The sequence below is a fragment of the Chitinophaga rupis genome (assembly GCF_900109685.1).
Taxonomy (GTDB): Bacteria; Bacteroidota; Bacteroidia; order Chitinophagales; family Chitinophagaceae; genus Chitinophaga; species Chitinophaga rupis.
On record NZ_FOBB01000003.1, the window covers coordinates 702930 to 724880 of the forward strand.

Below are 21951 nucleotides of genomic sequence, written 5' to 3' on the forward strand. Positions count from 1 at the left end.
GCAATATAAGGGCTATCAGTTATTCAATTTTATAAAACCGCCATCTATCGGGTAATCACAGCCGGTAATAAAACCAGCCTGCTCAGAGCACAGGTACAGCGCCAGCCAGCCTACTTCTTCCGGTTTAGCCATACGGCCAATAGGCTGTGTTTTGGATAATTTTTCAAACATCTCCTGTACATTATCCGGGTAGTTCTTTTGCAGGAACCCATCTACAAACGGAGTATGCACCCTGGCAGGTGATACGCAGTTGCAGCGGATATTATCATGTATATAATCTTTAGCTACGGAAAGGGTCATGGTTAATACGGCGCCTTTGCTCATGGAGTAGGCAAAACGGTCGGGGATACCTACGGTAGAGGCGATGGAAGCAATGTTAAGGATAACGCCCCCGCCCTGCTGCTTCATGTGTTTAATAGCAGCATACATACAGTTATAGGTGCCTTTAACATTTACGCTGAACACGCGGTCAAAATCTGCTTCAGCAGTGGTTTCCAGCTTACCTATGTGAGCAATGCCCGCACAGTTCACCAGTATATCTATACGGCCTGCATCGGCCTGTATGTTGTCAATGGTTTTGATCACATCGGCCTGCTGCGCTACGTTACAGCCATGTGCCTTTGCTTTGCCGCCGGCAGCTATAATATCGGCTACTGTGCCTTTACCGCCGTCTTCATTCAGCTCTATAATGTGCACAAAAGCACCCTGCTCCGCAAAACATTTGGCAATAGCCTGGCCTATACCGCTACCGGCGCCGGTTACTACCGCCACCTTGTTATCTAACCGAAATAAACTCATCTTCCCTTAGTTTTTTAAGGGTTCTAAAATACCTAATTTCAGCCGGGGTTTACAATTGTTTTTTACCTGTAATGTATACTTTCTTGACTAATTTTAAGAAAACCATATAACGATGAGGGTATTTTTCTACAACTGGATTAGCTTATTACTGTTAATGATACCAGGCTGGCACAGCTCATTTGCACAGCAGATACCCTTGAACCATTATGGTTTGCCGGTAGTGACCAGCGCTGCCCTGTACCAGCAGCAGGTGGCGGCAGACAGTAACCAGCAGCTGGTAGATGTGCCCCGTTATATTCCCGGCATCCGTACAGATGTACGTTATGCCACCACGCATAACTTTACACAACAGGTATTGTACCCGCATCCCAGGGTTTTATTGCGCCTGCCGGCGGCCAAAGCCTTAAAGGCCGTACAGCAGCAGCTAAGCGCCCAGGGACTCGCCTTAAAAATATTCGATGCTTACCGGCCCTATGCCATCACTGAAAAAATGTGGACCATTGTACCCGATGACCGCTATGCTGCCGACCCACGCAAAGGCAGCGGGCATAACCGGGGTGTGGCAGTGGATCTTACCCTTATACAGATATCCAGCGGGGATACCATTCCCATGCCTACCGGCTACGATGATTTTACAGAAAAAGCACATTATAGCTATCATCCCACTGATATCGCTGTGCTGGCCAACCGTGCCCTGCTACGCCGCATAATGGAGCAGCATGGCTTTACTGCCCTGGAAACGGAATGGTGGCACTTTTACCTCTCTGACTATCAAAAATACCCTTTACTGGATCTGGGCTTTGATACCTTCCGTTAACCCATAAACTTTCCAAGCTTATTGTTCCTGCCTGCTGGCGTGCTTAACATTGCGCCCCGGCAGTCTCATGTCCGTTATAACCGGCTGGCAGCTGGAGATATGAACTGTTCTGTAAACCGTAAGCAGGATCACTACCGCCTGCTGTAAACCTTAAACCGGATTATCTGGTTCAGGTGTAAACTATTCCAGGACAAGACAAGGACAAGACAATATCTTATAAGGGATGGCTTATAGATAGCTTAGATATAGCTTACATATGGCTTATATATAGCTTATCCATTCTATGCAACCGGATGCAAGACCTACCGGACACGGTACATGAACGGCATTTTTATAGCCTTCAGCTATACGAAAAACATCTGTTTTTAGGATTTTTTTCTAAGGACCGGACAAAGCAGGAACAAGATTTGTAACTGAGCTTATAAGAGTTACGGGTAGCGGACCGGGCTGTAAAACACTAACTTTACCATTCGAATACGCCCATTCAGGAAACCATATTCTTTTCATTTTAAAACCAAGGAATCATGAGAAAAGTAGCAGACCAGGTAGTGGACATGCTGATAGCAAACGGCGTAAAAAGGATCTACGCTGTGGCCGGAGACAGTTTAAATGAGCTGAATGATGCTGTAAGAAGGAATGGCCAGATCAAATGGATCCATGTACGGCACGAGGAAGCGGGCGCTTACGCAGCGGCCGCGGAAGCCGAGCTGGAAGGGCTGGCGTGTTGCGCAGGCAGCTGCGGGCCGGGTCATGTGCACCTGATAAATGGTTTATATGATGCGCACCGTACAGGCGTACCTGTTATAGCCATTGCCTCCACCATTAACACCCCGGAATTTGGTACAGATTATTTCCAGGGCACCAATACTATTAAATTATTTGACGATTGCAGCTGCTATAACCAGGTGGCCAGCACCCCTGCACAAGCCGCGCGTATGCTGCAAAGCGCCATACAGCATGCCATTCACCATAAAGGGGTAGCGGTATTCGGGTTGCCGGGCGATGTATCTGCCATGGCAGCGGAAGAAAGCATTACAGCTATGCAGAATTATAAAAGCGATACCGTGCTGCGGCCAGCAGACCATGAGCTGGAAAACCTGGCCGGCCTTTTAAATGAAAGCAGCAAAGTGACTATCTTTTGCGGGGTAGGCGCAGCTGCTGCACATAAAGAGGTGGTGGAGCTGGCCGGCAGGTTACAGGCGCCGGTAGGCTACTCTTTCCGCGGTAAAATGGGCATACAATATAACAACCCCTATGAGGTAGGTATGACCGGTTTGCTGGGGCTTCCCTCGGCCTACCACAGCATGCACGAAGCAGATGTGGTATTGCTGCTGGGGACCGATTTCCCCTACACGCCGTTTATGCCAGTGAAGAACAAGATCGTACAGATCGATGAAAAGCCGGAAAGGCTGGGCCGGCGCGCAAAGCTGGCAATGGGCCTGTGCGGCAATATTAAAGATACCCTGCGTGCGCTGATGCCCCTTCTTACGCCTAAAACGGATGATCACTTTTTAAAGGTGCAGCTGGAGCTGTATGATAAGGTAAAGGAGCACCTGCAGAAATTTGTACAGGAAACCGGCACCAATAATAATATACAACCTGAGTTTGTAGCAGCTACGCTGAACGAGCTGGCTGCCGGCGATGCCATTTTTACCATGGATACCGGTATGTGCTGCGTATGGGGTGCCCGTTATATAACAGCTACGGGTAAACGCAAAATGCTGGGATCTTTTAACCACGGCTCTATGGCCAATGCCATGCCTATGGCCATTGGCGCAGCGCTTACGTATCCCGGCCGGCAGGTATTTGCCATGTGCGGCGACGGTGGTTTATCCATGCTGCTGGGCGACCTGGCCACCATACGCCAGTATGACCTGCCCATTAAGCTGATCGTGTTCAACAACCGCGCATTGGGTATGGTAAAGCTGGAAATGGAAGTACAGGGCCTACCGGATAATGAAACGGATATGGTGAACCCGGATTTTGGCGTAATAGCCAGGGCCATGGGTTTCAAAGGTATTACCGTACACTCCCCGGAAGGCGTGAAAGGTGCGCTGCAAGCCGCTATTGGTGATGAGGGGCCAGTGCTGGTGAATATTATGACCAATCCCGCGGCGCTGGCCATGCCCCCTAAAGTGGAATGGGAGCAGGTGAAGGGTTATGCCCTATCCATGAGCAAACTGATATTGGGCGGGCGTATGGACGAAGTGCTGGACACCGTAAAATCCAATTACAAACATTTAACGGAACTGCTGTAAAGCACAAAGCGTAAAGCTGAAAGCATAAAGCCTGTTTATAAAAAAGCGGAGCCGGCGCACCTAATATGCACCGGCTCTGCTCTTTTGCTTTCTGCTTTATGCTTTCAGCTTAATAGATCTTATTCAGCGCATCCACATATGCATTCACGGAGGCGCTCACAATATCTGTAGAGTAGCCGAAACCGTAGTACGACTGCCCGTTGTGCTTAACGCGCATATTCACCTTGCTCACATCTTCACTACCGCCGTGCATAGCCTGTATGCTAAATTCATCCAGGTCAATATCATCTTTAATGATCTCATGAATGGCATTAATGGTAGCATTTACCGGACCGTTGCCCGCAGCGCTGGCCTCTTTTTCCGTACCATTGATCTTCAGCTTCACGGTAGCCATGGGGCGCAGCGGATCGCCGCATACTACCTGCAGCAGGGTTACTTTAATAGCCTGGTCATCATCATAATTCTTCGCGTCCCCATCTCCCATCAGCTGCTGCAGATCGGCATCGCTGATCTCTTTTTTCTGATCGGCCATAATGAGGAAGCGCTGGTATACTTCATCCAGGTTGATCTTATCCAGCTTATAATCCAGGCGTTGCAGGTGATGTTTTAATGCATGGCGGCCACTGCGCGCGGTAAGGATGATGGAGTTGGTAGCCAGCCCCACATCTTCCGGGTTCAGGATCTCGTAGTTCTCGCGGTGTTTCAGCACACCATCCTGGTGAATGCCGGAGCTATGCGCAAAAGCATTGCGGCCTACGACGGCTTTGTTCGGCTGTACCGGCATACGCATCATAGTAGATACCAGGTTGCTGATGCCGTAGATCTGTTTGGAATTAATACCGGTATGGTATCCCAGGGCATGATGCGTTTTCAGGATCATGGCCACTTCTTCCAGCGAAGTATTACCAGCACGTTCGCCAATACCGTTAATAGTACACTCTACCTGGCGGGCGCCGTTCATTACACCAGCAATGGTATTGGCAGTTGCCAGGCCAAGATCGTTGTGGCAGTGTACGGAAATAATGGCTTTATCTATGTTGGATACATGATCCATCAGGTACTTGATCTTAGCGCCATACTGGTCGGGCAGGCAATAGCCGTTAGTGTCCGGTATGTTCACAACCGTAGCGCCTGCAGCTATCACTGCTTCTATCATGCGGGCCAGGTATTCATTATCTGCACGGCCGGCATCTTCTGCATAAAATTCAATATCGTCCACAAATTTGCGGGCGTACTTCACCGCATCTACTGCACGTTTCAATATATCTTCGCGGGTGCTGTTGAATTTATATTTAATGTGCATGTCAGATGAACCGATACCCGTATGGATGCGTTTGCGTTTGGCAAAACGCAGGGCCTCTGCTGCAGCATCAATGTCCATGGTATTGGCACGGGTAAGCGCGCAGATCACAGGCTCTGATACGGCTTTGGAGATCTCTACCACGCTCTGGAAATCGCCGGGGCTTGAAATGGGAAAACCTGCTTCAATAACATCTACGCCCAATGCCTCCAGCTCTTTTGCCACTTCTATCTTTTCTACGGTGGTTAACTGGCAGCCTGGCACCTGTTCCCCATCCCGAAGGGTAGTATCGAAAACGTATACACGATTTTTATCCATTTTATATGTAGGTTTAATTTAATTACGAATTATTCAATTACGAATTACGAATTAGATACATCAATTTTTAGTGCTCATCAACGTATTAAATGTTTACTGATTTGATAACGAGTTACGAATTGTGTACATCAAATTTTTAGTGTTCATCATTGAAGGCGATATACCTGTCTTACGAACTCCTTAATTCGTAATTGAACAATTCGTAATTCGTAATTAATTCAGGTTCTCCAGCACCTTTCCTCCCATCGCATCCGTACCCATGATCAGGGCATTTTCCGTATGCTTATTGGCAATATCCATAGTGCGGTAACCCTGGCGCAGCGTAGCTTCTACAGCTTTGATCACACGCTGGGATTCCGTTTTTAATCCAAAAGAAATGTCCAGCATCAGCGCTGCAGATAATATGGAGGCCAGCGGGTTAGCAAGCCCTTTGCCGGCAATGTCATGTGCAGAACCATGTATAGGCTCATAGAACCCGGTGCTGTCGCCTATAGAGGCAGAGGCCAGCATACCCATGGAGCCGGCTATCTGTGAGGCTTCATCAGTCAGTATATCACCAAACAGGTTGCCGGTTACTACCACATCAAACCGTTTCGGGTCTTTGATCAGCTGCATGGCGGCATTGTCAATGAACATATGTTCTGTTTCCACATCCGGGTATTCTTTGGCTACTTCCTGTACTACCTCGCGCCACAGGCGGCTGGCTTCCAGTACGTTTGCCTTATCTACAGAACATACCTTGCTGCGGCGGGTGCGGGCAGCTTCATATGCTTTGCGGGCTATACGCTCTACTTCATAACGGTGATAGATCATCAGGTCAGAAGCGGTATTGCGGTCTGCCGTACGGTTCTTTTCTCCAAAGTATACGTCGCCCGTAAGCTCACGAAAGAACAGGATATCGGAGCCGCGCAGTATTTCCGGCTTAATGCTGGATGCTTCCAGCAGCTCGTCAAACAGCTTTATGGGGCGCAGGTTGGCATACAGGCCCAGCTCCTTGCGGATCTTTAGCAGGCCCTGTTCCGGACGCACCTTCAGCGTGGGGTCGTTATCGTATTTAGCATGACCGATAGCGCCAAACAGGATGGCATCGCTTTTCCTGGCTTTTTCCAGTGTTTCGTCGGGCAGCGGGTTGCCGGTGGCTTCTATAGCCACATGGCCCATAATGCCTTCTTCAAAAGTGAATTCGTGTTTGAAGTTTTCTGCAATAGCCGACAGTACTTTCTGTCCCCAGGCGGTTACTTCCTGTCCTATGCCATCTCCCGGAATTACCAGTATCTTTTTAGCGACACCCATGTGGTTTTGTTAGGTTATTGAATTTGGTTTGTAATTATATGCAAATGTCCTGCTCCATAACGGTGCAGGACATTTGATTAGTATCAAAAGTTAAATTCCCTGCTGACCTCATACGCCTCTATATTGCTGCGCAGGCTCAGGAGATAGTCAATATCATCGTACCCGTTGATCAGGCAGGCCTTTTTGTAGGGGTTAATGTCAAACCCCTCCTGCTCGCCCGTGGCAAGGATCTTAATGAACTGCGCTTCCAGGTCCACTTCCAGCCGGGCCTGCGCATCGGCCTCAATGGCTTTGAATATTTTTTGCAGGAACGCATCACTCACCTGGATGGGTAAAATGAAATTGTTCAGCGCATTGTTCTTAAAAATATCCGCAAAGAAGCTGCTCACAACTACTTTAAAACCATAATCGCCCAGCGACCAGGCAGCATGCTCGCGGGAGGAGCCGCAGCCAAAATTCTTACCGGCCACCAGGATCTCACCTTTATATAAAGGATTGTTCAGCACAAAATCCGGCTTGGGCTGGTTATTGGCATCAAAGCGCCAGTCCCGGAACAAATTCTCTCCAAAACCTTCCCGGGTGGTGGCTTTCAGGAAGCGTGCCGGAATGATCTGGTCTGTATCAATATTTTCGATCGGTAAGGGTACCGCTGTGGAAATAAGATGTTGAAAATTCTTCTTCATGCTATTAATGTTTTACCGCTGCTATTCTTAACCGCACATAATCCGCCACCCATTTGCCTCCCCGGAAGTGGGTGGGCCGCAGGCTTTCCTGCGCCTGCTGTAAAATGGCCGTACGCGTTGCAGCCGGTATATTTTCAAAAAAGTGATCGCCAAACATATCAAACCAATCAATAATACCATTCTCCGGGTCGGCCAATTCCGTGGCACGGTCAAAATAAAGCGCCTGCCGTACGCTGAAACCGTATTTCTCTAATATGGAGGTATACTCGCCTACAGAAGGGAAATACCAGAACGGTGTGTAACTATACCCATGCTGCTGCATGGCCTGTTCCAGCGCCTGTAGCAGGCTGGCTACATTGCCCTGCGCGCCCATTTCCAGTATCAGGCGGCCACCGGGTTTTAGGTGCTGGTACATGCGGGCAGCTACGGCTTCTTTGTCCAGCATCCAGTGCAGGGCTGCATTTGAAAAAATAGCGTCGTATTGTTTGGGCAGGGAAAAGGAAGCGGCATTGGCCACTACAAAATCCAGCTGCGGAAAGTTGCGTTGTGCGCTTTCTATCATGGAAGCGGAAGCATCCAGCCCGGTTACCTGTGCGCCGCTTTCCGCCAGCTTAGCGGTAAGCTCGCCGGTGCCGCAGCCCAGGTCCAGGATCTGTTCGCCGGCCTGCGGTTGCAGCCATTCAATGAGGCTGTTGCCGTATTGAAAAACAAAGGCGTAGTTGCTTTTATATAAGTTTGCGTTCCAGGACATTTCATTTTAGATTTTAGATTTACACCATCTCCCTTACATCCATCACCTTCCCGGTAATAGCTGCTGCTGCTGCCGTTAAGGGGCTGGCTAAAAAGGTGCGGGCATTAGGGCCCTGCCGGCCTTCAAAGTTGCGGTTAGAGGTGGAGATGCAGTACATGCCTGCCGGCACCTTATCCTCATTCATGCCCAAACAGGCGCTGCAACCCGGCTCCCGTAAGTGGAACCCCGCTTCTTCAAAGATCTTATCAATCCCTTCTTTCTTAGCCTGCGCCTCTACCTGCTTGGAGCCCGGCACTATCCATACCACTACCCCGCTGGCCTTGTGCTTGCCTTTCACAAAATCGGCCACCATACGCAGGTCCTCAATGCGGGAGTTGGTACAGCTGCCAATAAATACATAATCCACCTTTTTACCCAGCAGCGCGCTGCCCGGCTCCAGGGCCATATAATCCAGTGATTTTTTGAAGGAGGGTCTTTCCTGTGCTTCCAGCTGTTCCAGTGCGGGAATATGCTGGGTAACGCCCATACCCATACCGGGATTGGTGCCGTAGGTGATCATAGGCTCAATATCCGCTGCATCAAAGGTGAGGGTGGTATCAAACACCGCATCCGCATCGGATTGCAGGGTTTTCCAGTACGCCAGGGCTTTATCCCAGTCAGCCCCTTTGGGTGCAAACTCACGGCCTTTCAGGTAGCTGAATGTAGTATCGTCCGGGGCTATAAGGCCGCCACGGGCGCCCATTTCAATGCTCATGTTGCAGATGGTCATACGCGCTTCCATGCTCAGGCTGCGGATGGCCTCCCCGCAATACTCCACAAAATACCCGGTAGCGCCGGATGCGGAGATCTTAGAGATGATATACAGGATAATATCTTTGGATACCACGCCTTTTTTCAGCTGGCCGTTGATCTCGATCTTCATGCGTTTGGGGCGGTACTGCAAAATGCACTGGGTGGCCAGCACCTGCTCTACCTCCGAAGTGCCAATGCCAAAGGCAATAGCGCCAAAAGCGCCGTGGGTGCTGGTATGGCTATCCCCGCATACAATGGTCATACCCGGCAGGGTAATACCCAGCTCAGGTCCTATTACATGCACAATACCCTGGTAAGGGTGGCCCAGGCCGTACAGCTCTACGCCAAATTCAGTAGTATTTTTGGTCAGCATCTCCACCTGGTGGCGGCTCAGCGCTTCCTTAATAGGCAAATGCTGGTCAATGGTAGGTACATTATGATCTGCTGTAGCCCTCGTCTTTTGCGGGCGGAACACCGGGATACCTCTCTTACGCAGCCCGTCAAAAGCCTGGGGGCTGGTTACCTCGTGAATAAAGTGCGTGTTTATATACACGGCATCCGGAAATCCCGGCTTACTCACCACCACATGGGCATCCCATATCTTATCAACCAATGTTTTTCCCATCCGTAATTACTTTACAACCCATTCCCGTGTATAGCTGCCCGTTATTTTCCTGCCGGAAAGCCGGTTCTCTTAACGCGTAAATTGGTCTTTGTTGAGTATTTTTATGCTTCCTGATAGTTTATATCTCCAAATCTAATGGTCAATAGCTAATTGCCATATCGTTAAATTTGGTATAATTACGATCTTTAAGGTGAAATGAAAACCATTATTTGATTGAAAAACAATTACTTACAAGACTTTAATAACGATGCCCAACAGTCAGCATGACGCGCTATTCATACTCATAAAAACGCTTACAAAAGCAGAAAAAAGGAATTTCCAACTGGCTTTTAATAAAAACAACACTAAAGAGGATGTACTCTTCATCCAGCTATTTAACACCCTGGACAAAATGAAGGACTACGATGAAGAGCAGATCCTGAAGAAGATACCGGCCATCAAGAAACAACAGCTCAGTAATGTAAAAGCCCACCTGTACAAACAATTGCTTACCAGCCTGCGCCTGCTGTATAAACAAAAAGATCCGCTGATAGACCTGCGCGAGCAGCTGGATTATGCCCGGGTACTGTATAACAAAGGGCTGTATACCCAGAGCCTAAAGCTGCTTTCCCGCGCCAAAAGCATGGCGCTGGAGCAGGAAGAGGTAATGCTTACCTACGAAATTGTGGAGTTTGAGAAGCTGATAGAGTCCCGCCATATTACCCGCAGCCTGGAAAACCGGGCAGAGGAGCTGAGTGAGGAATCCCGGGTAATAGAGCAGCAGCTGTCCAGCATTAACCGCCTCAGTACCCTGTCGCTCCGCCTGTATGGCCTGTACCTGAAGCTGGGCCATGCCCGTAATGAGAAAGACGCGGAAATGGTAAAGCGCTTTTTTGAAGAAAATGCGCCCCAGCTCGCTAAAACGCACATGAGCTTTTATGAGAAGATCTACCTGTACCAGGCTTACTGCTGGTATTACTATATTCTGCAGGACTTTGTAATGTACTACCGTTATACGCAGAAGTGGGTGAACCTGTTCAAGGAATACCCCTCCCTGCTAAAAACGGATGTGGACATGTACATTAAAGCCATGCACAACCTGCTCACCGCGCACTTTTACACCATGAACGATGAGAAGTTCACCGCTGTGCTGCAGGAAATGGAAAATTTTATTGACGAGAACCAGGAGAATTTTAGCGAGAACACCCGTACCAATGCCTTTGTGTACCTGTACACCGCCAAAATAAACCGGCATTTCCTGGAAGGCACTTTCAGCGAAGGGCTTTGCCTGGTGCCGGAGCTGGAAGAACGTATTGCCGAGCACCAGCTGAAGGTAGACCAGCACCGCGTACTGGTATTTTACTACAAAATAGCCTGCCTGTACTTTGGCAGCGGGGATAATAACAAGGCCATTGTGTACCTGAATAAGATCATTCATTTACGCATAGGCGCCCTGCGGGCGGATATACAGTGCTTTGCCCGCATTCTGCATCTGATAGCGCATTATGAGCTGGAGAACTATGGGCTGGTGGAATACCTGATAAAATCCGTGTACCACTTTATTGCCAAGAATAAAGATCTGGGGCAAACGATGGAAGAGATCCTGAAGTTCCTGCGCAAGAATATTTATGCCCATCCCAAGGCCTTACGCAGCGCGTTTGCCGACCTGAAGGAAAGGCTGGTGCAGATATCCAGGAACCCATATGAACGCCGCTCTTTCCTGTACCTGGATATTATCAGCTGGCTGGAGAGTAAGATAGAAGGCGTACCGGTGCAGGAGATAATTAAGCGGAAATTCCTGAAAAAGGAGCCCAGGATCTAGAGAAGATTACCGGCTTTCATTATCTTTAGCGCATTGAAAAACCAAACCTGATCATGTCTGAAAAACAATTTCACATTATTGCCATTTCCGGCAGTTTACGTCACGGATCCTACAACACAATGGCCCTGAAAGCCGCACAAAAATTAGCCCCTGAAAATATTACCATTGAACAGGAAAGCATCAGCGATATTCCCTTTTACAATGCCGACCTGCATTCAGATGGATTTCCGGATAGTGTGGAACGCCTGGTAGCAAAGATCAAAGCGGCCGACGGTGTGCTGTTCGTATCCCCGGAGTACAATTATTCTATTCCCGGTGCATTGAAAAATGCCATAGACATACTCTCCCGCCATCCCAACAAGCCGTTTGATAACAAGGCAGTGGCCATTATGGGCGCCAGCATGGGGCCCCTGGGTACGGCGCGCATGCAATATCATTTAAGGCAGGTAATGGTGTATTTAAATGCTTATGCCGTAAACCGGCCGGAAGTAATGATCGCTGCTGCGCAAACCAAGTTTGATGAAGACGGTAACCTAACGGATGAAACAGCGAAGAAGTTGATACCTCAGTTGCTTACAGCGCTCACAGAACTAAGTAAGAAGTTGAGCACAGTGTGAATTTTTTAGTCCATGGTCGATGGTCCATGGTCCATAGCCTACTCCACGGTTGAAGGTATACGCGATATTGCTAACGAATGAATTTCACTTCCACTTACGCTATTTACTTTCACGCACCACTAGCTAAACGCAGCAGGCAATGGACCATGGACCATCGACCATGGACTGCGGCAGCGCTACTGCACCTGTTCATACACCGGCTCATACTTATAATACCTTCCTGCAAATAACACAAAGGCTGCTACCTGCATACCAACAATAGCCCAGCTATATAAATACCCCAGGGTCATAAACAACAGCACGCAAAATACCAGGAACACCCAGCGCAGGTATCTATCCTGGTCCAGCCGGGGAAAGTAAAGCAAACAGCGGAACAGCGGCAGTAAAGATGCGCCAAAAGCTACCAGCAGCAGCCAGTGCCAGCTATTATACGGTAACGTATGTACGATGAGCAGGCCAAACTCCGGCAGCAATAAACAGCTGTAGGTAATACACAACATGCCATACCGTTTCCAGAGCGGTATAGGCAAATGACGGGTAAATGCTAAATACTGATCATCAAAATGCCGGTGCTCAAATACCAGTATGCTATGCAGCAGCAGGGAAACCAATAAACCGGTTAATACTACCCGTATATCATACCCATCTTCCATAAAACTAAAAGTTGCGATCAGTATTACACACGACAATACTTTTACGATCAGCAGCGTGCGGGTACGGCTGGTAGCCAGCTCATAAATGTAGTACAGTGACAAAGGCTTATGCACCCTACGGTTGAACCATTGAATCCAGCGGTGATAAAAAAATACAGCGCCGGGTTGTTGTATCAAACGGTGATATACAAACACGGGCAATAAACACATCAGCACATTAAACCCTAACAACACCGCCACCACTCCGTAATATCCTTTAAAGCCAGCCACTACTGCGGCTATTGAGCTGTACACCAATACCGGCGCATAAATACCCAGGTGCACCATACACCAGTTACGCCGTTGCCGCGGGGCTGCTACAGTACCTATTGTCTGATATAAAAAACTATATTCCTTTGCGCTCATCGTACTCAGCACATGGCCTATACATTTTAAATTGTACAGCAGCCACAAACCCAGCGCCAGCAACAGGAAACCGGTAGTGCTCACAATGCCCGTTATTAACCCGTAATGATAGGATACCAGCTGCCCGCCCGGTACAATCCCGAACAATAAATAAAAAAGTAAAAAGAAAAAGCCCGTATTACGCGCGTAAAAACGTTGAATGAATATTTTACTGAGGATTGCAATCATAATTAATAATGAAGAATTAATAATTGATAATCATTGTGCAGTTTTAGCGTAGTACTGGATAATACTTCATATGGCAAATTTGTTTTTTTATTGTTATGCTATTCCGGTATTAATACTTCAATGATGCAGTTATTTTTCAGCGTTGTGCTATTCCCGTTATTATTAATTATTCATGCTTATTATTAATTGCCCATCGCTCAGCGCCAGTGTGGCGCGCACCGGCAGTGCGCCATCTAACAGTGGCTGATGGGAAGTGATCAGGAAAGAAACGTTATGCTGCGTATGAAAGCGGTGGATCCAGGTGTACAGCTCCTGTATAGCTGCAGTATCCAGCGTTATCAGCGGCTCATCCAGCAATATAAAAGAGGGCTTGCCGGTAAAGGCCAGCAGCAGGGATAATTTCTTTAACATACCACTGGAATAGCTGCTTACCGGGTTATTAATAAAATCAGGTATGCCCAACGATGTGGATAGCGCGTGGATATCTTCATGCCCTGCACCCTTGGTAGTAATGTGCAGCTGCACCAGGTCGCGCCCAGTAAGGAAAGCAGGATATAAAGGTTCTGCCTCCGCATAGTTCACCAGCTGCCGGTACCGCACGGGATGCTGCTTACTACTTATATCAGTATTGATCCTCACCTCTCCATCAAAAGGAATTAAGCCCGACATAATTTTCAGGCAGGTAGTTTTGCCCGCGCCATTGCCGCCCTGCATCCAGTAAATACCGGCCGGCAGCTCCAGCTGCGGGATGTTGATTATCAGCCTATCATAGTACCTTTTTTGTATATGTTGTAGTGTGAGCATATGTTAATATTAGAAAATAAATCTTGTATTAAAAACGCATCTAATGCTTAATGATTACTTTTTCACACCCTCTCTCAATAGGGCGCTGCGTTTCCAAAAATAGCAGCTTCTTTTTCCACACGTGTTAAAAACTTTAAAATTGGCGGCATGTGTTTCGTACTACATTTGTGTCAGTTCTTGACTTAGTTGCAATGGTTTCCGGAATAAACCCGGAATTAATAGGGAATCGTGTTAGAATCACGAGCAGACGCGCTACTGTGATTCCTGATCCCCCCAACATGTGATGTTCTTGATCAGGGAAGCCAGATACCTGCCAGGCGCAACAATTTGTCAGCAACCTTCGCGTATAAGGTATTGACGCAAGTGACACCTTCCTCACTCTATGGATAGGTATCTCCCGTCAACCCCCCTTATCCATTTTAGAGTACAGTTAATAAAAAATATTTGGCGTATGAACCATGAAAATGAGATCTTGTTAAAAGAGAACAAAGATCGCTTCGTATTGCTGCCCATTAATTATCCGAAAGTGTGGGAAGTGTATAAACGGCATGAGGCCAGCTTCTGGACAGCAGAAGAAATTGACCTTAGCGGAGACCTGAAAGACTGGGGCACCCTGAACGATGGTGAGCGCCATTTTATTACCCATGTGTTAGCCTTTTTTGCAGCCAGCGATGGTATTGTGAATGAGAACCTGGCCGTAAACTTCATGAGTGAAGTACAGATCCCGGAAGCCCGCTGTTTCTATGGCTTCCAGATCATGATGGAGAATATACATTCAGAAACCTATGCTTTATTGATCGATACCTACGTAAAAGATCCTGCTGAAAAAGATCGCTTATTCCATGCCATTGATACGGTGCCTGCTGTGAAGAAAAAAGCAGAATGGGCACTGCGCTGGATTGAGAATGGCAACTTTGCACAACGCCTGGTAGCCTTTGCGGCCGTGGAAGGCATTTTCTTCAGCGGGAGTTTCTGCTCTATTTTCTGGTTAAAGAAAAGAGGCTTAATGCCCGGCCTTACTTTCTCCAATGAGCTGATCAGCCGTGATGAAGGACTACACTGCGAATTTGCCTGCCTGTTATATAGCATGCTGCAGCAAAAGCTTACGCAGGAAGAAGTACACCAGATCATTGGCGACGCAGTAACCATCGAAAAAGAATTTATTACCAATGCGCTGCCGGTAGACCTGATAGGCATGAACAGCCGCCTGATGGCCCAGTACATTGAGTTTGTAGCAGACCGCTGGTTATCTGAGCTGGGATACGCCAAAATGTTCAATGCCGCTAACCCGTTTGATTTTATGGAAATGATCTCCCTGCAGGGTAAGACCAACTTCTTTGAAAAACGTGTGGGCGATTACCAGAAATCAGGCGTAATGTCCGGCAAAGACACACAAACATTCAGCTTAGACGAAGACTTTTAATAAAAAGCTGTTAGCTAGCTAAGAGCTAACGGCTAACAGCTAATAGCTACTTTACTAACCTCTTAAATTTCAATACACATGTTTGTAATAAAAAGAGATGGCCGCAAAGAAGCGGTAAAGTTTGATAAGATCACCGCACGTATTGAAAAGCTGTGTTATGGACTTGCATCAGAGTATGTGGATTCTATTGACGTAGCTAAAAAAGTGATCCAGGGTTTGTATGATGGCGTAACCACTACAGAGCTGGATAACCTGGCAGCAGAAACCGCTGCCTCTTTGACCACCAAACACCCGGACTACGCGCTGCTGGCATCCCGCATAGCGGTTAGCAATCTGCATAAAAATACCGTGAAATCGTTTTCCACAACGATGAAGAAGCTGTACGAATATGTGGACCCGAAAATAGGTAAACCTGCTCCGCTGTTATCTGACGACGTGTGGGAGATCATTAAGAAGAATGCGGAGATCCTGGATTCCAATATTATATATGACCGCGACTTTGCTTTTGACTATTTCGGTTTTAAAACACTGGAACGTTCTTACCTGCTGAAGGTAGACGGTAAGATTGCAGAGCGCCCGCAACATATGTTCATGCGTGTAGCAGTAGGCATCCACAAAGAGGATATTGATGCGGCCATTAAAACGTATAACCTTATGAGTGAGCGCTGGTTCACACACGCCACTCCTACCCTGTTCAACGCAGGTACGCCCAAACCGCAAATGTCATCCTGCTTCCTGCTCACTATGAAAGGCGATAGCATTGATGGTATTTACGATACGCTGAAACAAACCGCCAAGATCTCCCAGAGCGCCGGTGGTATTGGTTTAAGCATTCACAATATCCGCGCTACAGGTTCTTACATCAGCGGTACCAACGGTACTTCCAATGGTATCATACCCATGCTGCGCGTGTTTAACGATACTGCCCGTTATGTGGACCAGGGCGGTGGCAAGCGTAAAGGCGCCTTTGCCGTATACCTGGAGCCCTGGCATGCCGATGTATTTGAATTCCTGGACCTGCGTAAGAACCATGGTAAGGAAGAAATGCGCGCCCGCGACCTATTCTATGCCCTGTGGGTACCGGACCTGTTCATGAAACGTGTAGAATCCAATGGTGACTGGAGCCTGTTTTGCCCGCACGAAGCACCAGGACTGGCTGACAGCTGGGGTACTGAGTTTGAAGCGCTGTATGCAAAATACGAGCAGGAAGGCCGCGCACGTAAAACCGTGAAAGCGCAGGACCTTTGGTTTGCCATCCTGGATGCACAGATAGAAACCGGTACACCTTACCTGCTGTATAAAGATTCTGCCAACCGCAAATCCAACCAGCAGAACCTGGGTACTATTAAAAGCTCTAACCTTTGCACAGAGATCATTGAATATACAGATGCCAATGAAGTAGCCGTGTGTAACCTGGCTTCCCTGGCCCTGCCCCGCTTTGTAATAGATGGTAAGTTTGATCATGAGAAGCTGTACGAGGTAACCTACCAGGCTACCCTGAACCTGAACAAGATCATTGACAATAACTATTACCCGGTAGAAGAAGCCCGCCGCAGCAACCTGCGCCACCGCCCCATTGGCTTAGGCGTACAGGGCCTGGCAGATGCGTTTATACTGCTCCGTTATCCCTTTGAAAGCGAAGCCGCGCGCAAGCTGAACGCAGAGATCTTTGAAACTATTTATTTTGCAGCGTTAACCGCCTCTAACGATATGGCCAAAATACATGGCGCATATGAAACGTTCCCCGGCTCACCTGCATCCAAAGGCATCCTGCAGTTTGATATGTGGGATGTAAAACCCTCTGACCGCTGGGACTGGGCTTCACTGAAAGCAAGCGTGGTGGAGCACGGTATCCGTAACTCCCTGCTGCTGGCGCCCATGCCTACAGCATCTACCTCCCAGATACTGGGCAACAATGAGTGTTTTGAGCCTTACACTTCCAACATTTACACCCGCCGTGTACTGAGCGGTGAGTTTGTGGTAGTGAACAAACACCTGCTGAAAGACCTGGTAGAGCTGGGCCTGTGGGATAACGACATGAAGAACAAGATCATTGCTGCCAATGGCTCTATACAACAGATAAATGAGATCCCTTCTAACGTGAAGGAATTGTATAAAACCGTTTGGGAGATCAAACAACGCACCATCATTGATATGGCGGCAGAACGCGGCGCGTTCATCTGCCAGTCACAATCCCTGAACCTGTTTGTAGATACACCGTCTGCCGCCAAGCTCACCTCCATGCACTTCTATGCCTGGAAGAAAGGTTTAAAGACCGGAATGTACTACCTGCGTACACAGGCAGCCACACAAGCCGTACAGTTTACGGTAGAAAAACAGGGCGGCCAGCAAATGGAGCCTGTGGTAGCCGCAGCGCAAGCAGGACAAACCATGCTGGAAGATATTCCGGAAGGCGCGGTTTGCACCATGGAAGAAGGTTGCGTAACCTGTAGTGCGTAAAAGTGTAACTATATAGAAGCGAAAGGGGCCGACGATTGTCGGCCCTTTTTTTGTGAATGTAAGATCTCAAAGATTATTTCACCACAGTAGCTTCCAGCTCAACTTTTAATGTTTCAAAAAGGGTTTTCACTTCAAACAGAGTCGTGGCCTGCTTAATGCCATGCTTAGCTATCCAATCCTGCAAAACATCAAAACAGGTGAAAAACTCTTCTGATGAAGTGGTAAGTATATTTAACCGTACAATACCCTTGCATTCATACCCAGCCTCACTGATAACCTTTTCCAGGTTTTGTATGGCCAGGATTAATTGTGTTTTCATATCGGCCGTGCTTGATTGTCCATCTGCATGCACCGCAGCCTGCCCTGAACAATAAAGTGTGCCTGCTGCCTGCTTTACTTCAACGGCTTGCACATAGCTGCGCTCATCCTGCCATTGCCAGGGATTAATGATCCGTTTTTCCATGAGTTTACCTTTTTAGTTTGCACCCCTGCAGCAGGCACAAACAATTAATAAAAAATTGTACCCTGCAAAGATGGGCACAACGGGCCATTCCCCTGCGTGACAAACATCACAATTTAAAACGGATGGAAATAAAATCAGCGGGCAAGCCGGCTCAGGGTTTCTCGCGAAACACCTAAATAAGAAGCCAGCAGGGATTTAGGTACTCTTTGAAACAGGGAAGGATATCGTTTAAGCAGCTGCTCATAACGCTCCTTTGCATTGGAAGTAAGGAAAGACAATATACGCTGCTGCGATCCAATGTGGCCGGCATTTGCTTTTCTAAGAAAAAAATGTTCCATCTTTTGAAGGCCTGCACATAGCTTTTGGTAATCTTCCAGCGAAAGGCAGAACACATCCGTATCCTCAAGGCATTGTAATGACATAGTGGCCTTCGTTTGCGTATGATAAGCCAGGAAATCACTTTCCCACCAGTCTTCCATTGCAAAGGAAACAATATGCTGCTTTCCCGATTCGTTGTTATATACCAGCATTAAAAGCCCTGAGACTACGAAATAAGCATACTTTACACTTTTACCTTCCTGTATAAGGAACTCGCGCTTTTTATAACTTTTAATAGTGAAATGAGAGCGCACAAACGCAAACTCATCATCCGTGAGCGGTACTATTTTTTCTATATGTTCCCTGAGTTTTTGCTGCATGTATGATAAATATAAAACTTAAACGGCTCCTCCTTTTACATTTATCATTCAAAATTTTACATTACTTCAGCGCCTTCAGCTGCTCAATGATCTCCATGGTAGTTCCGGTTTCCCCTATTCTTGGAAAAATAACCTGTAAGCTGTGCTCATGCGCAGGCAGGGAACGGTCGCTCATGGCGTCTTTGGCAAACGTGATGTTATAAGCTCTTTCATGCGCACTGCGTGCAGTACCTTCCACGCCAATGCTGGTAGCAATGCCCGCCAGCACAATATTGGTAATACCGCGGCGCCGCAGCTGCAGATCCAGGTCAGTACCGTAAAAGGCATTCCAGTTGTGCTTAGTGATGTAAATATCGTCCGGCTGCAGCGGCAGCTCCGGCAACAGCTGATCCCAGTCACCGCTAAACGCGCGGCTGCCTTTTTCCTCTGTGCGGGTTTTCAGCCCGTCTCCGAAATCTTTTGCAAAGCTCACATTCACCGCTACAATGGGTAATCTGGCAGCCCGGAAAGCCGTTATTAAACTGATGGCATTTGTAATTACACTTGCTGCCGGTGGTACGGTAGTTTGGCCGGCAACACCTTTCTGCAGGTCAATTAATACCAGTGCGGTCCGTTGGTCTAATGTGGTAATAGCCATAGCATGTTTTTTAGTGCTCTGAAAAATATGTGTTACGCAATATCACTATACTCAAGAGTGGGCTTTTGCGCCTGTGCCTGCCGGCGCCGGCGTATACCCCAGATAAATAATCCCGCACAAATAATACCAGCAGTACCCTGCAAACATACCGTAAGCGGCGCACCCAGGTGGTGTGCTACCAAACCGGTCAGCAAACTGCCTATTGGCAGCGTACCCTGGAAAGCCATTGCGTAATAGCTGATCATACGGCCACGCATATACCCGGGTACATTGGTTTGTACATAGGTGTTGGTAGCTGCGATCTGCCCCATCATGCCGGCTCCAGAAAGCATAATAAAGAACAACGCCAGCGGCAGCGATGTAACGCGCGAAAAAAGGACCACGCTTATTCCAAATACTACCGCTGCAATGCCAATGAACTTTAACAGGTCTTTACCCGGTTTAAGCCCTGCCATATAAATGGCGCTTATGAGCGCGCCCAGGCCGGTAACACTAGCAAACCAGCTATACGTTTCCGCATCGCCGCCAAATACCTCTTTTGCAAAAACAGGCGTTAACGTACTGAACGACATCAGGAAAAGGCCCGAAGCCCCCAGCATCATAATAGCAGCTCCTATATTGGGTGATTGTTTTAAATAAACATATCCCTCCCTTAGCCCTTCCCAGATATTGGCATCTGTTTTAGGGGGCGCCAGTAGCTGTAAGCGCATCATCAGCAGCGAAATAATTACGGCGATGAATGTGAGGAAGTCTATCAGAAAACAAATACCTTCCCCAAACACGCTCAATATCACCCCCGCAATAGCAGGACCTAAAAGCCGCGCCAGGTTCACCATTGAGGAGTTGAGCGCAATAGCATTGGGCAGGTCTTCCTTGTTATCGATCAGGTCTATCATCAGGGATTGACGGGAAGTAGTATCAAATGCATTAATAATACCCTGCGCAATGGCTAATAATATAATGGCTGTGATATTATAGAACTTAAACAATACCAGCCCCGCCAGCACGCCGGACTGTATCATGGAAGCAATTTGCGAGATGAGCAGTATCTTATAACGGCTATGCCGGTCAGAGAGTGTACCGGCATAAGGCGAGAACAGCATGGAAGGGATAAGTCCTGCAAACCCTACAATACCCAGCATCAGCGAGGAATGTGTAAGCCGGTATACCAGCCAGCTTACTGCCATGCGCTGCATCCAGGTACCAATAAGGGAAATGGATTGCCCGGTGAAGTATAACCGGTAGTTACGAGATCTTAGTGAACGGAATAGTTGAGATGGTTTCAAATTAGTTTTTTTTAGCTGAAAGCAGAAAGCTGTTGAAAGCGGAAAGCATAAAGCTGCTTGTGTTATGCTGCTGAAGGCGAAAAGCGGAAAGCCGCTTATGTTATGCTGTTGAACGCGAAAAGTGGAAGGCAGGTTTATGCTAAACACGCCCTTTGTTATGTTGCAAATTGCCGGACACAGAACACATTTGCATTACAAGCTTTGAGCAATGCTGAAAGGCATCTGTACCTCTTAATTGGTTTAAGCATTAAATACTTTACACCAGGCTTCCAGCCTCACATTCTACTTTCTACGTAAAGCATTAAGCTTTATGCTTTATGCCTTCTGCTTTACGCTTTATGCTCCTCATAATCCGCCAGCCGCTGTATAATCCCAGCAGCTTGCTTCAACACTTTCTTTTCATCTGCATTTAAAAGCGCACTCATAGCCTTGGCCAGCCATTCGGCCCGGATATTCCTCATTTCAGTCAGCACCCTGGCGCCTTCTTTACTGAGCGATACCTGTACCTTACGCTTATCATCTTCCAGGGGTGTTCTTTTAATATAACCCTGCGCCTCCAGGTTATTTAGCATCTGCGACATAGCCTGGGCCGTTACTTTTTCCATAGCAGCCAGCTCAGAAGGCAATAGCTGCTTATGCAGGTCAAGTAAAGCCAGGGTAGTATGTTCTGTTACAGAAACCTGGTAAGGTACCGGCTGCTTGCGAAGCTGGCGCAGCAAACGTGACAAGGCAGCCCGCATATCCGAGGCCAGTGTTATATCCTGGGCATGATTCATAATAATAAAGTAAATTAATAAAGTAACTTTACAAATCTAGTGAATTATCTCGTTTTGGCCAAAGG

19 protein-coding genes and 1 riboswitch are annotated in these 21951 nt (G+C 47.7%); of the genes, 6 read left to right on the plus strand and 13 right to left on the minus strand.

Features of this window, described 5'->3' with window-relative positions; translation table 11 throughout:
- Window positions 1–15: 15 nt before the first annotated feature.
- The gene (locus tag BMZ54_RS15945) at window positions 16–798 is read right to left on the minus strand and encodes an SDR family NAD(P)-dependent oxidoreductase (protein ID WP_089913571.1); all 783 of its coding nucleotides are present in this window, start codon (window positions 796–798) and stop codon (window positions 16–18) included.
- 112 nt (window positions 799–910) lie between these two features.
- Between BMZ54_RS15945 and BMZ54_RS15950 the strand changes: the two genes are divergently transcribed.
- Together BMZ54_RS15950 and BMZ54_RS15955 are read left to right on the plus strand one after the other, a co-directional pair.
- Entirely contained in the window at window positions 911–1615 is a 705-nt protein-coding gene (locus BMZ54_RS15950; protein ID WP_089913576.1) for a M15 family metallopeptidase, read from the plus strand.
- A 524-nt stretch (window positions 1616–2139) separates the two neighbouring features.
- Window positions 2140–3873, plus strand: a complete 1734-nt coding sequence (locus BMZ54_RS15955) for a thiamine pyrophosphate-dependent enzyme (RefSeq protein WP_202909261.1) — start codon at window positions 2140–2142, stop codon at window positions 3871–3873.
- Window positions 3874–3982: 109 nt separating this feature from the next.
- Here BMZ54_RS15955 and BMZ54_RS15960 read toward each other — a convergent pair whose 3' ends face one another.
- The 5 genes from BMZ54_RS15960 to leuC all read right to left on the minus strand — a co-directional run bounded on the left by BMZ54_RS15960 (window position 3983) and on the right by leuC (window position 9635).
- On the minus strand, window positions 3983–5491 hold the full coding sequence (locus BMZ54_RS15960; RefSeq protein ID WP_089913581.1) for a 2-isopropylmalate synthase: 1509 nt from the start codon (window positions 5489–5491) through the stop codon (window positions 3983–3985).
- Between the two features lie 213 nt (window positions 5492–5704).
- The gene (gene leuB, locus BMZ54_RS15965) at window positions 5705–6784 is read right to left on the minus strand and encodes a 3-isopropylmalate dehydrogenase (RefSeq protein ID WP_089913584.1); all 1080 of its coding nucleotides are present in this window, start codon (window positions 6782–6784) and stop codon (window positions 5705–5707) included.
- Window positions 6785–6867: 83 nt separating this feature from the next.
- The gene (leuD, locus tag BMZ54_RS15970) at window positions 6868–7467 is read right to left on the minus strand and encodes a 3-isopropylmalate dehydratase small subunit (protein ID WP_089913588.1); all 600 of its coding nucleotides are present in this window, start codon (window positions 7465–7467) and stop codon (window positions 6868–6870) included.
- Between the two features lie 4 nt (window positions 7468–7471).
- Entirely contained in the window at window positions 7472–8218 is a 747-nt protein-coding gene (locus BMZ54_RS15975; protein ID WP_089913592.1) for a class I SAM-dependent methyltransferase, read from the minus strand.
- A 19-nt stretch (window positions 8219–8237) separates the two neighbouring features.
- Entirely contained in the window at window positions 8238–9635 is a 1398-nt protein-coding gene (gene leuC / locus BMZ54_RS15980) for a 3-isopropylmalate dehydratase large subunit (protein WP_089913594.1), read from the minus strand.
- Between the two features lie 391 nt (window positions 9636–10026).
- Between leuC and BMZ54_RS15985 the strand changes: the two genes are divergently transcribed.
- Window positions 10027–11436 (plus strand): hypothetical protein, encoded by a 1410-nt coding sequence (locus BMZ54_RS15985; RefSeq protein WP_238386594.1) that lies wholly within the window; start codon window positions 10027–10029, stop codon window positions 11434–11436.
- Window positions 11437–11489: 53 nt separating this feature from the next.
- On the plus strand, window positions 11490–12053 hold the full coding sequence (locus BMZ54_RS15990) for an NADPH-dependent FMN reductase (protein WP_089913600.1): 564 nt from the start codon (window positions 11490–11492) through the stop codon (window positions 12051–12053).
- A 176-nt stretch (window positions 12054–12229) separates the two neighbouring features.
- On the opposite strand, the gene BMZ54_RS15995 is transcribed toward BMZ54_RS15990, so the two are convergent.
- Both BMZ54_RS15995 and BMZ54_RS16000 read right to left on the minus strand, forming a co-directional pair.
- Window positions 12230–13339: a hypothetical protein gene (locus tag BMZ54_RS15995; protein WP_089913602.1), complete on the minus strand. Its 1110-nt coding sequence runs from the start codon at window positions 13337–13339 to the stop codon at window positions 12230–12232.
- Between the two features lie 162 nt (window positions 13340–13501).
- Window positions 13502–14143 (minus strand): ABC transporter ATP-binding protein, encoded by a 642-nt coding sequence (locus BMZ54_RS16000; protein WP_089913604.1) that lies wholly within the window; start codon window positions 14141–14143, stop codon window positions 13502–13504.
- A 175-nt stretch (window positions 14144–14318) separates the two neighbouring features.
- Window positions 14319–14476, plus strand: a riboswitch (cobalamin riboswitch).
- Window positions 14477–14594: 118 nt separating this feature from the next.
- On the opposite strand from BMZ54_RS16000, the gene BMZ54_RS16005 reads away from it, so the two are divergent.
- Both BMZ54_RS16005 and BMZ54_RS16010 read left to right on the plus strand, forming a co-directional pair.
- Entirely contained in the window at window positions 14595–15566 is a 972-nt protein-coding gene (locus BMZ54_RS16005) for a ribonucleoside-diphosphate reductase small subunit (protein ID WP_089913607.1), read from the plus strand.
- 78 nt (window positions 15567–15644) lie between these two features.
- Window positions 15645–18026 (plus strand): ribonucleoside-diphosphate reductase subunit alpha, encoded by a 2382-nt coding sequence (locus BMZ54_RS16010; RefSeq protein WP_089913610.1) that lies wholly within the window; start codon window positions 15645–15647, stop codon window positions 18024–18026.
- A 73-nt stretch (window positions 18027–18099) separates the two neighbouring features.
- Here BMZ54_RS16010 and BMZ54_RS16015 read toward each other — a convergent pair whose 3' ends face one another.
- The 5 genes from BMZ54_RS16015 to BMZ54_RS16035 all read right to left on the minus strand — a co-directional run bounded on the left by BMZ54_RS16015 (window position 18100) and on the right by BMZ54_RS16035 (window position 21886).
- Complete coding sequence (locus tag BMZ54_RS16015; RefSeq protein ID WP_089913613.1) at window positions 18100–18489, minus strand: RidA family protein; 390 nt, start codon at window positions 18487–18489, stop codon at window positions 18100–18102.
- A gap of 134 nt (window positions 18490–18623) precedes the next feature.
- On the minus strand, window positions 18624–19187 hold the full coding sequence (locus BMZ54_RS16020) for a Crp/Fnr family transcriptional regulator (protein ID WP_089913616.1): 564 nt from the start codon (window positions 19185–19187) through the stop codon (window positions 18624–18626).
- A gap of 61 nt (window positions 19188–19248) precedes the next feature.
- On the minus strand, window positions 19249–19824 hold the full coding sequence (locus tag BMZ54_RS16025; RefSeq protein WP_089913620.1) for an isochorismatase family protein: 576 nt from the start codon (window positions 19822–19824) through the stop codon (window positions 19249–19251).
- A gap of 32 nt (window positions 19825–19856) precedes the next feature.
- Window positions 19857–21110, minus strand: coding sequence for an MFS transporter (locus tag BMZ54_RS16030; RefSeq protein WP_089914245.1), 1254 nt, complete (start codon window positions 21108–21110; stop codon window positions 19857–19859).
- A 329-nt stretch (window positions 21111–21439) separates the two neighbouring features.
- The gene (locus BMZ54_RS16035; protein ID WP_089913623.1) at window positions 21440–21886 is read right to left on the minus strand and encodes a MarR family winged helix-turn-helix transcriptional regulator; all 447 of its coding nucleotides are present in this window, start codon (window positions 21884–21886) and stop codon (window positions 21440–21442) included.
- Window positions 21887–21951: the final 65 nt, after the last annotated feature.

Bases quoted from the DNA above. Each gene is read 5' to 3' on its own strand.
- BMZ54_RS16010 (WP_089913610.1), top strand. From the start codon at position 15,645: ATGTTTGTAATAAAAAGAGATGGCCGCAAAGAAGCGGTAAAGTTTGAT.
- BMZ54_RS15990 (WP_089913600.1), top strand. From the start codon at position 11,490: ATGTCTGAAAAACAATTTCACATTATTGCCATTTCCGGCAGTTTACGT.
- leuB (WP_089913584.1), bottom strand. From the start codon at position 6,784: ATGGGTGTCGCTAAAAAGATACTGGTAATTCCGGGAGATGGCATAGGA.
- BMZ54_RS16015 (WP_089913613.1), bottom strand. From the start codon at position 18,489: ATGGAAAAACGGATCATTAATCCCTGGCAATGGCAGGATGAGCGCAGC.
- BMZ54_RS16020 (WP_089913616.1), bottom strand. From the start codon at position 19,187: ATGCAGCAAAAACTCAGGGAACATATAGAAAAAATAGTACCGCTCACG.
- leuC (WP_089913594.1), bottom strand. From the start codon at position 9,635: ATGGGAAAAACATTGGTTGATAAGATATGGGATGCCCATGTGGTGGTG.
- BMZ54_RS15995 (WP_089913602.1), bottom strand. From the start codon at position 13,339: ATGATTGCAATCCTCAGTAAAATATTCATTCAACGTTTTTACGCGCGT.
- BMZ54_RS15975 (WP_089913592.1), bottom strand. From the start codon at position 8,218: ATGTCCTGGAACGCAAACTTATATAAAAGCAACTACGCCTTTGTTTTT.
- BMZ54_RS15955 (WP_202909261.1), top strand. From the start codon at position 2,140: ATGAGAAAAGTAGCAGACCAGGTAGTGGACATGCTGATAGCAAACGGC.
- leuD (WP_089913588.1), bottom strand. From the start codon at position 7,467: ATGAAGAAGAATTTTCAACATCTTATTTCCACAGCGGTACCCTTACCG.
- BMZ54_RS16000 (WP_089913604.1), bottom strand. From the start codon at position 14,143: ATGCTCACACTACAACATATACAAAAAAGGTACTATGATAGGCTGATA.
- BMZ54_RS16005 (WP_089913607.1), top strand. From the start codon at position 14,595: ATGAACCATGAAAATGAGATCTTGTTAAAAGAGAACAAAGATCGCTTC.
- BMZ54_RS16025 (WP_089913620.1), bottom strand. From the start codon at position 19,824: ATGGCTATTACCACATTAGACCAACGGACCGCACTGGTATTAATTGAC.
- BMZ54_RS15950 (WP_089913576.1), top strand. From the start codon at position 911: ATGAGGGTATTTTTCTACAACTGGATTAGCTTATTACTGTTAATGATA.
- BMZ54_RS15985 (WP_238386594.1), top strand. From the start codon at position 10,027: ATGAAGGACTACGATGAAGAGCAGATCCTGAAGAAGATACCGGCCATC.
- BMZ54_RS15945 (WP_089913571.1), bottom strand. From the start codon at position 798: ATGAGTTTATTTCGGTTAGATAACAAGGTGGCGGTAGTAACCGGCGCC.
- BMZ54_RS16035 (WP_089913623.1), bottom strand. From the start codon at position 21,886: ATGAATCATGCCCAGGATATAACACTGGCCTCGGATATGCGGGCTGCC.
- BMZ54_RS15960 (WP_089913581.1), bottom strand. From the start codon at position 5,491: ATGGATAAAAATCGTGTATACGTTTTCGATACTACCCTTCGGGATGGG.